Source organism: Psychrobacter sp. CCUG 69069 (genome assembly GCF_021023115.1).
Taxonomy (GTDB): Bacteria; Pseudomonadota; Gammaproteobacteria; order Pseudomonadales; family Moraxellaceae; genus Psychrobacter; species Psychrobacter namhaensis.
In genome coordinates this window covers 162,344-175,041 of record NZ_QQAI01000001.1, presented here as the reverse complement: position 1 = coordinate 175,041, position 12,698 = coordinate 162,344, and the positions used below count along the sequence as shown (strand labels likewise).

Genomic DNA, 12,698 nt, shown 5'->3' with positions numbered 1-12,698 from the left:
TATAATGAGCTATGCTGAAGCAAGCGTAGAGACAAACTTGGTAACCTGGCGACTCGATAGGGAGCTTACCATTACTAAGAGAGACCTAACCTAAAGCACAGAGTTCAAAGCCGAAGCTATTAAGAAAATATCATACAACAGCGATAATATCTCAGCCGCCGAAAAACAGTTTGGCACAGCCATGCAGACCTTATCTAACTTTCACAATAAAGCCAACCAAGGTAAGCTTTTCGTTACAGAAAAATATGATCCTGAGCTTATGAGAGCTCTTGAAGAGAACAATCGCCTTAAACGACAGCTTAAAGTTGTGGAGGAGAAACGAGGGGTATCAAATGAGGAGGAATAAAGCAAAGCACTGCTTTATCCCGATGTACAAGCCACCGCGTACTTTGCGAAAAATAGTCAGTGAAGTATGCCTTTATCAAAGCCAACCAAAAGATATTTAGCATCGCCCGTATGTGCAATATGTTGGACATTAAACCATTAAGCGACTATGACTAGCTAAGTCGTGATATTAGCGACTATTGTGAGCTACTAGTTAAGGCCGCTCACAGTGAAACTAGTGAGTGTTAAGGTGTTAATCGATTGCATGTGAAGCTGACAGAGCAAGGCTATGATATTAACCCATATATGATCAGAAGCATCAAAGAAGTACACGGCATCACATGCTGTCGTCACAAACATTTTAAAGTCACTACTGACTCAAAGTACAACAAGCTGGTTGATCCAAGCGTGTTGAATTAGACGTTTGATGCCAACCGTCCTAATGAGTCTTGGGTCAGTGATATTACCTATATTTGGACGAATAAAGGTCGGTTATATTTAACAGGGATTAATGACTTGTACATCAAAGAGCTGTGTTAGCAGTGAGACAAGAATTCAAAAAGGTTTGGGCTACAGATCGTCAAGATAGATGTTGTTTGACTTTTATCGGCAGGCTGCGTAACTAAAACATCCCAAGTTTAACTGTACGGATTCGACAATATAGGTCTTAATGTTGCCCTTTGAGTATTGTGCGAGAACTTAAAGACTAACCATTTCCTATTATTTTCTTCTCAATTTTCAGTAAGCCCCAGCAATATTTTAAGTAATTAAAATATCTGACCCTAGTTTCTTATTTAGCTGAAGTCAGATATTTTGAATTTAACAAATTGGTAGACGGACATCCAATTTGCGCTAGCGTTCGATCGACATCTTGTTTTAAAAGCTGAATGACCCCATCGACCCCCGCTTCTCCTTGAGCTGCTAAACCGTAAAGCGTAGCTCGTCCTAGACAAACCATATCTGCGCCTAGACACAATGCTTTAACAATATCCGAACCTCGTCTAAAACCGCTGTCAATTAATACAGGTTTATCCATTACTTGTGCAACTTCCGCCAATGTTTCCATTGGTGAAATACTACAGTCTAATTGTCTTCCACCATGATTAGATAAGATCACACCATCAGCCCCGCATTGCACTGCAATATTTGCATCTTCATGACGGACGAGCCCTTTTAATAATAAGGTATGGGGCCAAATTTCCCGAATGCGTTTTAAACTCTCGGTATCAAAAGTGGCATCCATTTGACGACTCATCAGTGCTGCTTGAACTTCCAGACTAGTGCTTTGTGAAGTGACAAAATTCGCCAATTGAGGCATACCATTACGCATAAAACGCAATGCCCAAGCAGGATGCAATATCCCATCTAGCAATAAACTTGGAGTGAAACGGAGTGGTAAACCAAACTCATTACGAATATCACGTTCGCGATAACCATTCACACTAACATCTAAGGTAATAATTAAAGTAGTATAGCCTGCAGTCAATGCTCGCTGTACCATGTGTTCAGCTAGCTCCTGATGTACAACATAAAGTTGAAACCACTTTTCTCCATCACAAGCCTGTGCCACTTCTTCAATTGACATATTTGAAGCTGTAGATAATATAAACGGAATATTGGCTTTTGCGGCGCTTTTTGCCAATAAAGCGTCACCTTTAGGCCAAAAAGAACTATTTAGCCCTGTTGGTGCGATTGCAAATGGTGCAGACCATTTGTGGTTAAATAACTTACAAGAAATATCTCGTTGACTGACATCAACAAGACGTTGGGGTTTAAAGCGCCATTGATCAAAGATATTTCGGTTATGTTGTAGTCCCTTTTCATCTTCGGCACCACCATCTAAATAATCAAAGACTATACGCGGTAGTTTCGTTTTAGCTTGTTGTCGATAATCTTCAATATTAATATAAGACATAGCCTTTTCCTTATGACAAAATGACAAAAAAATCTGAAAATTCAAGATTTAATGCCAATGTTTACATTTACTAGTCTTGCCAATCCCAGGATTAAAGCTATTGGTCGGATCGAGAATTTTTAAATGTTCCTGATACTCTGTTGAAGCATGATATATATGTCCGACATTATGTTCTGCAGGGTATTTTGCTCCCCGCTGCTCTAGATAAGCTAAAACCTCATTTTTAAATTGATGAGCATCTATACCTTCTTTTAACAAATAATCCTGATGGCAAACAAAACAGAAAAAGTGACCACAACAGCTCTCCATCATTACTTGTTGTTGAAGATGCTCAGGCAGATCAATTAACCACTGTTGATCATTACGACGCAAGGCAACATCAAATGAGACCAGACGTTCGTTAGGGTCGATTCCCTCGCTTTCACAGTAGTAAATGAGACAGCCTCCAATTGCAAAACGAATCAGAAAGGCATTTTTTTCTTCTGCTGGGGTACATTGAAAAAACTGTTCTATTTTTCCTTTAAAGAATTTAGTTAATAGTTGCTGAAGTTCATCTTGCTGTGCTTGTTCAATTTTAATCACTAGATGATGTTGATATTTTTTCTGAAATTTCTGTAATCGAGGTTCAATCCATGTAGGTGTTAGATTATTAAATAATTGAATACAACGATCAAAACTATTGTTAGGCAATAATGGTACAGATTTAAAAAAACGATCTAGCTTGGCTTTTAGGGCAAATAAAGTAGGAATTTTTTCTGCCCCGAAAATATCAATTATTTTATACATATGTTTGGCATAACGCTGAGTCAGTTCAAATGCCTGATGATGAATATATTCGGCCTGACTTGGTAGAACTGTGAGATTTTCTAGTAAGTATTTACGCAGTTGAATCAGTTCAACTTCATCATTGCTACTAATAAAATAAGCAGTTGAGTCTGACCCAACTTCAAAGGTCGGCAAACGCACAGCAAAGACAGCAAGTTTACCTGAGCAACCTGAACTTTCATGTAAATATGCTGGATTTCCATTATAACGTGTCGGCGTCGGTGACGTAGTATCACGTAGGTTCTCAGCATACTGTTCAGCCCAGATTTGACCGTTCCAGTCTTCCGCTTGATTAATCACATAATTTTGTTGTTCTAAATTTTGAAAAACTTGTTCAGGTGTTTCACCAAGCTCAATACCCAGATGATTTACAAGTTGTAAGCTACCATGCTCATCAATTTGGGCAAATAGAGACTTTTCGGTATAGGCAGGACCACGACGAATTAAGGAACCCCCTGAGTTATTACAAATTCCGCCAATAACAGAAGCACCAATGCATGAAGAACCAATCACCGAGTGCGGCTCACGTTTATAAGGCTTTAAAGCATTTTCCAACTCAGTCAAAGTGGTGCCAGGAAAGGCTAAAACCTGCTGTGCATTATCTAATAATTGTAAATCTGTCAACCGACGAGTACTGACGACAATCACATCGCGGTCATAATCATTAGCATCAGGAGTCGACCCACCTGTTACACCTGTATTGGATGCCTGTAAAATCATGATTACATCATGTTTTACACAGATCTCCAGTGTTCGCCATAGTGCCAATAAGGTATCTGGAAGAGCAACCCCAATCGCGTCTCCCTTACCCACCCGAAATCCCTTCAGATAAGGTGCTTTATCATTTGCTTTATAAAGCACCTTATCCGAACCTAAGGTTCGCAACAATTCATTAATCAGTTGATGTTGTATGGCCATTAAAATTTTTCCCTTAGATGGGTTTATATTAAATCTGCAGTGGTAACTTCAATTAAAGTCGGCTGTTCAGAATCTAATGCCTGTTTAAAAGCAGCAACAAATGACTCATCATCTTGAACACTACATGCCACAACACCATAGCCTTTTGCAATCTGAGTAAAGTCAATGCCAGGCACATCCATACCCGGAATATTATTAACTTGTAATACCTCTGCAAACCAGCGTAAGGCGCCATAAGTTCCATTTTTTAAAATAATAAAAATTACTGGAATTTTATACTGTGCTGCAGTCCATAATGCAGTAATACTGTAGTTGGCTGAACCGTCCCCGATAATTGCAACAACTTGACGTTCTGACTTTGCTAATTGGATTCCTACGGCAGCGGGCATACCAAAACCTAAACCACCTGCTGCTGCAAAATAATAACTACCTTGTCCATTTAATCTGAGACGTTCCCACAAAATGTTGGTGGTTGATGTAGATTCATTGGTATAAATAGTTTGTTCAGGCGCCAATCTATTGATTAAATCAAATAAACGTTCTGGCTTGATATATCCTTGCTGATGACTAGGCTCAGATAAAGCAATAGGATGACGGGGTTTAACAGGGAAAGGTTTTGCCTCAACAACTTCACTTAAACGTGCCAGACTGTCATCTAAATCACAAATAAAACTCATTCCCATAGCAGCACGTGCAGCTTCCTGAAAATCGCATGTAAATGCTATTAATTCAGTATTTGGCCCTAAATATTGGCCCGGCTCATATTGGTGATAACGAAATATAGGTGCACCAAAAACTAATACCAAATCATACTCTTCAAAAATATGCGCAATGCCGGCAATACTTGCGGGCAATATTCCTTGAAAATGAGCATGTGTGGTTGGAAACGGACAGCGTGGTGATGAAGGCGCAACCCATACAGGCACATTAAGTTCTTCTGCAAATTTAATTGCATTTTCATTAGCGGATTGACGGTCAACATCGGTACCAAGCACCAAAGCCACATTTTTAGCCACTTTAATTTTTTCTTGTATTAAAATCAAATCATGAGCCGATAAACATTGTGAATTAAAAACCTGTTTATGCAATAAGTGTTCATTTTGCTCATCAACTTTTACATCCCAATCATTATAAGGAATTGAAACATACACAGGTCCCGAGGCTTCAGCTCTGGAAATATCAATAGCTCGACTAATCGCATGAGGAACCTCATGAGCACTAGCAGGTTCGTGACTCCATTTCACCAATGGTTTAGGTAATTGGGGTGCTTCAACATTGGTTAATAAGGCTTCTACTCCCATCATCGCACGGGTTTGTTGTCCGGAAGTAATAACTAAAGGAGTATGTGAATTCCACGCATTACTTAAAGCTCCCATCGCATTACCCGTACCAGCAGCTGAATGTAAATTTACAAAAGCTGGTTGTCCTGTTGCCTGTGCATACCCATCTGCAATCCCAACAACGGTGCCTTCATGTAGACCGAGAATATATTGGAAATCTTTAGGAAAGTTTTTTAGAAATGGCAATTCATTTGATCCAGGATTACCAAAAATTGTCTGGATATTGTTCTTTCTTAATATGTCATAGGTATATTGATGAACTGTTTTCACATCAGGTCCTTGTTTATGTGATGTCTTAACATAAATCATAGATACAAGGGAACTATAGCTCAAATGAATATTAGTAATTATGTATTATAGATAATACTTATAAGTCCAGACATGGAATAGGAGAGCATTTATTAGACCTCTTACATAAGTCATAGTTAGCCCTTAAATGTTCATTTATAGAAGTTTGAATTACACTAAAGAAACCGTAGAGATAAACTTGGTAAACTACTAACTCGAGGGGAAGGGTTTACCATGATTAGAAAAGTAGAGCTATAGCATGAAATTCAAAGCAGAAGATGTTAGAAAAATTCAGCCAACAATGGTAACTTGAATGTAATTGTCCAGCAGCTAGGAATAGCGAAGCAAATATTATCTAATTGACAAGGAGAAATTAATAAATGTCAGCTTAAAGTGATTGAATAATATGACCCGCAACTGTTAATCGTTCTTGAAAATGTAAAACAGCTCAAGCGACAACTCAAAGTAGCTGAAGAGGAATGAGAAATCCTAAAAAAGCCCACCGCGTACTTTATGAAAAATAGTCAGTGAAGATAACAATCTCTTTAGCATCACCACTATGTGCCATGTCTTAAGTGTTAAGCCATCAAGCTACTACGACTGACTAAGTCGTGATATTAGCGACTATTGCCAGCTACTAGTTAAGACCGCTCACAGTGAAACTGGTGAGTGCTACGATGTTGATCGATTGCATGCAAACCCCAATTCTAACCTTTTAACCTAACAAAATCATAAAATCTAAAAACCTCTTAAAGCTATATTTTATATAGCTTTAAGAGGTTTTTTATATCTAAAATAATACTAAATGTTTAATAAAATTAATTATTTTACGATTTTAAAACCCACAAAAATAAAGCGTTTGACACCTGAGTGGTTATTAGATAACATGAATTGTATTCACTAATATCGTATATAAGATGAAAAATAATAAACTTAAGGTTGGGCAAAAACTTGCTATTCCTAGTAAGGATTATTTGTATGTACATCCGTATGCTAGAGCTGCTTTATGTGTTTGGCAGAGACTGAGACCTAAAACTCCTTATATCGATATGAAGTTTTTGGATAACTTTTACCGTCCACCACTTCGCTTGGTTGAGGGAAGGAATAATACTTTTTATTTCTTTAACGATTTCGAGAGAGTCGATCAGGTCTTAAGATTCGAGAATGATAGTGATTACCCATGTTTAATCATCCCTGAAAGTATCAATGATATTCAGCAGCTAGCATGGCGAGAAGTAGTCAGTTTGATTTCCTTGAAAGGTGTCAATCATCCTGATTTATTTAAGACACTGAAAAATAACGCGCCTCAAAGTGTTATATGTCAGTTGATGCGTATTAAGTATTTGACCGTAAAGGAATACTGCCGCTTTGCACGTATTAGCCAGAGCAACTATGAGTATCAACAATGCAAGTTTGCATCAGAAGAGCGTGTCATAGGTATGCCTAAAAGCATGGACTGGCTGAGTGACGCACGCTAATGAATATGCATAAATTCGATACTACTGAATTACAGAGAGTCCTAGAACAGTTGGTACCCTCTAACTCACCGCACTATATAAAAGTACAAAATCTGGTTGTTAATCTGCTGGATATCAATCCAAACTTTTACCTGCACATTGGTGAACATGCCAGCCTAGATATACAGGTATTGACACCGTCTGAATGTGAAGCTATTGCTGGTACAGTTATCAAAGAGAAAAAGATTGAGGATTGGGCCGTCACTTATATGCTGGTTTTGTTTTACCAGAGATATGGTCAAGTACATATTAATAATGAAGCATGGCGGTTTATGAGTGCATACCTGCAAGTCATTATTATGATTGCTGCACGTAAAGATGAGCACTCTGCCAAAATCAATCAGCTAAGTGTGCGCTTTAGAATGGGATTAAAGAACAACAACCCACAATCTAAGATCGTCGACAAGTTAATCACTATTCATGCTCAACATGATTCAATGGCAAACGTACTATCAGCGTTACGTCAGTATGAAGCTCAGACAAAAAATAACGAAGCATCAGGCAAAGTCATTAATCAAAAATTGGCGGGTAAAATTGGGCAAATACGACTTGCTTATGAAGTGATTGCAGAGAACAAAGTCTTTGTAGGCAAAACTTATAGCAATTCAAAAGATAATGAGCCTAGCAAAGAACACTCTAATACGTTGTACCTTGATAGTACTGACGAACCACTAAGAGCGACAGTATTTGGCAATACCCATAGAGAGGATAACGTTGCTTACGATGAAAATATTGCTGACGACGAACCACCTAAACTTTTAGACAATGACTTCAAACCTTCCAAGACAACAGCCAAATCCTCAGAGTTACAACAATGGAGGCTAAAAAACAACTACCGACATGCCCGCCGCAATCAATTTAATTTTCCCACCAATATTCGTCAACTCAGCCTACTAAGTTATCAAATGCTATTTGCTCGAATGTGGCAGCTTTTTACCACTGTCAGCTATAAACAGCGTCAGGTTTATGCCGTTATATTACTATCAATGCTAAGTGGCCGTAAGATTCAAGAAGTGGTTCAGGAGCTGCAGTTGGATAAAAGTCAGCGCAAGTGGCTGAGTCATGAGAGCGGTTCGGCTGCTGATGGTTATGTTATGAGCATCACTATTAACGTGACCTCGAATCGTAGAAGTCACTTATTACCGTATCGTCAGAGTTACGATAATGAATTCAAACTACCTCTACCAATTAGATTACAAGCGGTTATTAAGAATAAGTTTTTGGTTAATAGCCATGATGTTTCTGAGGTGCTAGTAAGCTTAAAAAAACAGCTGGACTTGCCAGCATTATCAAACCAGCATATTGATGCTTGTTTATATACGATTATCAAGAATGAGCTTCATGAGCCACTCCATGCCGAGATTCTGACTGGGGTTGATGTGAAGCACAGCTCACCTTTGTACTACACCAGTATTGAGACGATAAGCTTAGAGCAGACATACAGCAATGCTATACATCTATTGACCCAATATTGTACAGCGGACATTCAGAATGAAGTTCGACCATTTATTCTATCTAGCACGAAAAGTAATCAGTACAAAAAATATATCGGTAGTGACATGACTTTAAATACTGATATCTGCCAAAGATTCTTTGATGAGCTTGCTGAGGCAGCTGAGAGCTATAACGGTCGATTAAAGCGGAACGTAAGCATAAGGCAGGACCGTTATATTGAGCAGTTTAATGCTTATGGTGTCTGGCTATGGCACATCATATTTATTCAGACTGGGATTAGACCTGTAAAGCATGCGCCGGGGCTTTTAAATCAATTTGACTTTAGGCAAAGGCTGTTATGGGTGTCCGATAAAGAAGAGCGTCAGGGACAAGGGCAGGGAAGACTCATTCCTCTAAGTGATTTCTTGATCACAGCCGTTCAAACCTATATTGAATATATCAATCAATTTGCAGTCCTCCATAATGCAATTTATCCAAATGACCAATTCCCACTAGACGACATATTGAAATCTAAACAGCCGCTCATCCAGCTTTTTAGTAAAAATCCTAAAGGGTTTTCTGGTATTACGCCTAGTAAAATTCGTTATCAGACAAGGCATTTTTTTAGCCATCAAGATAATTGGCTAAGGCATCAATTACGCTCAATCCTAACAAATAAGCCTCCTGAGCATCTGATCTGCGCCTTATATGGTCATGAACATCCAGATCAGGAGGCTATGAACCCCATGTCGTCACTATCCATTAATGAGCTAAAAGAACTATCTGCTGACTTAGATAAAGTTGCAGTTGAGCTTAACCTACGACAAGTTGAGGTGAATGTATATGGATAATGCCGTTGCTCATCAGTTAAGAGAAGAAAATAGAAGCAAAAGTTATGATGCTATCAAAAATGAGGCGAAAGTTTTGATAGCGTCTTATGTGGACGAGAATGCTATAACTACAGAAACAGACTTAACTGAATACTATCAAGCAATCGATAACGCGCTTAAGACGCGCTTTGATACCGCCCATACTTACTATTTAGCCAGACAAGGTTTTTTAGCATCCATTCGAAATTACAACAAAAAGAATGGTACTGATTTAGATGAACCTGTGGTGCCCGTCATCGCAGAGCGCGATAATTTAATCATCTCTTATGATTGGATGGTGAATGGCGCTCAAGTAAGCCTTGCTAGTCAGCAAATGATTGAAATATGGCAACGAAAAAGAAAGTTCTCAAACAATGATTTAATTGAGTCAGCGCTCTACTGTAGCATGATGTATGGTGGATTAAATGATATAGATGCACTAAAAGCTCTGTATCAATGGCTCCTAGGCGAACGCGATATCTACCGGCTGCAGTTGCCAGGAGCGGATCAGTCATCAATCTCGAATGCTAGCAGTGAACATTTAGCGCTAATTTTACTAAGTATTTATGATGACAATTATGGTTGTTCTCATAGGAAAGGTCATATTTTAGAGAATGTATCTACTACAAGCTTACAGCGCTATGTAGAGTACATACCTGACGATATGACACTTTGCTTTCTATATGCGCTGAAAGATAAAAACCTGAACAGAGAAGGTGTGAAATCGTTTGAAACCATTATTAGTGATACTTGTAAGAAGCTAAAACTACAAAATAAAGATAAAAGTAAACCGCATCTATCGCAATTAATAAAATATGCGAACTATCATTGGCGGCAGATGAAGGGTACCGATATAGATAGTGCGCTGTCTATTGTTAGACAAGGCAAAATCAAAACCACTGGCTTAAGTATAAATGAGCTCATTAATTATAACCAAGAGGCGATTGGCTCAAACCCGCCACCACTTAATTGGTCAGAGCTGTTTGTAGCAAGTTATTCAGGATTAAGTAAAAGAAGTGCTAATAAAAATAATTATCCAAGCTTTAGCAAAAATCTCATTAAAAAGGTGCAAGATGCTCTCAAAGGCAGCAGGGTATCAGCTATTTCGCATATAGAGTTATTACAACAGGATTTCGCTCAACCGAATGCCACGCGTCTTTTAGGGTGGGTCAAGAGCTTATTGAGTGATAGTAATAGCAGGCTAGATACCATCAGTAAATACGTGGGCTGTATTGGTCGTGATTGGCTGATGCTAACGATGGATGAGACTCTTGATGAATGGTCGGATGAAGACTTTGAAGCTGTCTATGAGGAGATTATTCAAAGTAAGATTAAGGATGGTCGTAAATTTTCGATACTTAAAAAAGATTCTGATTTCAACGATGAAGCTATAAGTAACATAAATGAAGATGCAGGCATTATCGAAAGTGAGGTACCTGATTCCCCAAGCGTATTAAATGAGCTGGCAAGTGACATTAAAGTATCTTACTTAGATCAGCTTAAAGATACTCAAAAATTTACCTATGGTCGCCTGAGAGCATTTCATGATTATCAAATAGAGTATTACGATGCTCCATATGTGTATTTTCCATGGGGTAATAAACGTCAGGTTATAAAGGCGAGTATGATATCGCCTCGTATATATCATGCGATGAAAGAGTATCTGGTCACCTCGGATTTAGACTATGAACAGAAAAACCTTTGCTTAGTAGTCTTAAATCTGGCATACCGAACAGGAATGCGAATAAAGGAACTCATCGGTATTAAAGTTGCTGATGTAGCAGATATCTATGCTGATGAGCATGGACAACGAATAGAACAACCACAAATATGGCTAAGACCGAATCGCTATCGAAGATTGAAAAGTAGCAGTGCAAGTAGGCTTATACTGGTTGATTGCTTACTTAAGCAAGACGAGCTGGAACAATTTGTTCAGCTATATCATCAGCAGAAAAGACTGAAGCGACGTTACTTGTTTTCTCAAGGATCAGGTGATCAGCCGTTACCCAGTGTATTTTTTAGTAATCTCATGAAGTTGATTTGGGATAGATTGCTAGGAGAGCATGACTTCACATTTCATAGCTTTAGACATACTGCTATTAGTCAACTGGCATTAGTACTACGTGAATCTTCATTGGTACAGGTGATGACGGATTATAATAACGACCAGTGCGAAAAAATAGTGAAAGGAATTCTTGGTTATCACAAAGAGCAGGGCGCTTGGTTTGGGCTGGCAAGTCTTGCAGGGCATTTAACGTGCGACACAACCTTCGAGCATTACATTCATACTGCTCACTTGCTAGCAGGGGAACAGCTCAGCAGAGCGTGCTTGCAGCTACCTATAACCGTTTTAGAGTTAATAACAGGGCTTGGTTATTCCGCTATATATAGACAAGATAAAACTGCTTATGATGCAACGACAAAGACGGTGCAGCTAAATAAGATAAGACCATATTTACTTAAAAAGATAGCTTCCAATAAAGTACCATTATTCAAGAATATAGATGAATCTGAAAACAATGCTAGCCAGCAACTGTTAAACGATAGTTTGAATGGATCGAAAGAGTCTATTCAAAAGTCAATTTTCATTCATCCTAAATATGCGGACGTCATAGGTTTTTTAGAGGACTTACAGAAGTTAAATATCAACTCTAGAAATGAGCTGTTACCTGAGATTGCTATTAGACATGGTATAAGTCTAAATGAATCTAAATGTTTATATCTGCGCGCTAGCGAGCTGTTTGATGATGACAGGCTATTACTAGGTAGGCCTAAAGGTAGTAAAAATCAGGAAGTAATAATTAGAGCATTAGATAGAGCTTATCAGATGTCTATAAAGGATCCTGAGAAGTTGGGAGTGTTTATTGAGATATTTGCACATAAACATAACTTAAATAACTCATCGATTCATTTTGGTATTAAGGAGACCCAGCTGGAGATGCTACAGAGTTTTATGCTAGTAGGCTGTCAGCTTATTGATGCCAGTCATTGGCAGGTTAGGGCATATAGCGAGCAAGTTGTAAGTGATGTTAAAAAAGACTTGAATCTGAACAGCTCAATACGTGTCGGTGCTCGTGAAAACTTCCACGGCTATGAGGTAAGGGTAGTGCAGAAAAAGCGTAAACGTTCTGGTAAGAATTTGGCTATTACTGATGATTACTACGCTTCGTCGGGGGTGCTGAAATATCTAGGGTATCTTTTGATTGTGCTAATTAAACATGACAATAAATAGTTAGTAATCATTATCGTTGCAAGTAGCAGCTATGAA

General features: G+C 38.5%; 6 protein-coding genes and 1 pseudogene. 4 read left to right on the top strand and 3 right to left on the bottom strand.

Annotated elements, in window-relative coordinates; all coding sequences use genetic code 11:
* Positions 1 to 118: 118 nt before the first annotated feature.
* Positions 119 to 858: pseudogene (locus DVY93_RS00685) on the top strand (IS3-like element ISPar1 family transposase); the annotation flags it as partial.
* A 256-nt stretch (positions 859 to 1,114) separates the two neighbouring features.
* On the opposite strand, the gene DVY93_RS00680 reads toward DVY93_RS00685, so the two are convergent.
* The 3 genes from DVY93_RS00680 to mdlC are packed head-to-tail and all read right to left on the bottom strand — an operon-like array spanning position 1,115 to position 5,592.
* The gene (locus tag DVY93_RS00680) at positions 1,115 to 2,239 is read right to left on the bottom strand and encodes an alpha-hydroxy-acid oxidizing protein (protein ID WP_102078017.1); all 1,125 of its coding nucleotides are present in this window, start codon (positions 2,237 to 2,239) and stop codon (positions 1,115 to 1,117) included.
* A 48-nt stretch (positions 2,240 to 2,287) separates the two neighbouring features.
* Complete coding sequence (gene dld, locus DVY93_RS00675; RefSeq protein ID WP_102078016.1) at positions 2,288 to 3,982, bottom strand: D-lactate dehydrogenase; 1,695 nt, start codon at positions 3,980 to 3,982, stop codon at positions 2,288 to 2,290.
* A 23-nt stretch (positions 3,983 to 4,005) separates the two neighbouring features.
* Positions 4,006 to 5,592, bottom strand: coding sequence for a benzoylformate decarboxylase (gene mdlC / locus DVY93_RS00670; protein WP_219621249.1), 1,587 nt, complete (start codon positions 5,590 to 5,592; stop codon positions 4,006 to 4,008).
* A 935-nt stretch (positions 5,593 to 6,527) separates the two neighbouring features.
* On the opposite strand from mdlC, the gene DVY93_RS00665 reads away from it, so the two are divergent.
* From DVY93_RS00665 to DVY93_RS00655, 3 genes are read left to right on the top strand one after another with little or no spacing between them, the layout of a single operon-like run.
* A complete protein-coding gene (locus tag DVY93_RS00665) occupies positions 6,528 to 7,088 on the top strand; it encodes a hypothetical protein (protein WP_102078014.1) in 561 nt (186 codons plus the stop codon).
* On the top strand, positions 7,088 to 9,412 hold the full coding sequence (locus DVY93_RS00660; protein WP_102078013.1) for a hypothetical protein: 2,325 nt from the start codon (positions 7,088 to 7,090) through the stop codon (positions 9,410 to 9,412). Before DVY93_RS00665 ends, DVY93_RS00660 begins: the two co-directional genes overlap by 1 nt.
* Positions 9,405 to 12,662 (top strand): site-specific integrase, encoded by a 3,258-nt coding sequence (locus tag DVY93_RS00655; protein WP_180952614.1) that lies wholly within the window; start codon positions 9,405 to 9,407, stop codon positions 12,660 to 12,662. The genes DVY93_RS00660 and DVY93_RS00655 overlap by 8 nt, the downstream gene beginning before the upstream one ends.
* Positions 12,663 to 12,698: the final 36 nt, after the last annotated feature.

Excerpts from the sequence above, each read along its gene's own strand:
- dld (WP_102078016.1), bottom strand. The coding sequence starts at position 3,982 with ATGGCCATACAACATCAACTGATTAATGAATTGTTGCGAACCTTAGGT.
- DVY93_RS00665 (WP_102078014.1), top strand. The coding sequence starts at position 6,528 with ATGAAAAATAATAAACTTAAGGTTGGGCAAAAACTTGCTATTCCTAGT.
- DVY93_RS00680 (WP_102078017.1), bottom strand. The coding sequence starts at position 2,239 with ATGTCTTATATTAATATTGAAGATTATCGACAACAAGCTAAAACGAAA.
- DVY93_RS00655 (WP_180952614.1), top strand. The coding sequence starts at position 9,405 with ATGGATAATGCCGTTGCTCATCAGTTAAGAGAAGAAAATAGAAGCAAA.
- DVY93_RS00660 (WP_102078013.1), top strand. The coding sequence starts at position 7,088 with ATGAATATGCATAAATTCGATACTACTGAATTACAGAGAGTCCTAGAA.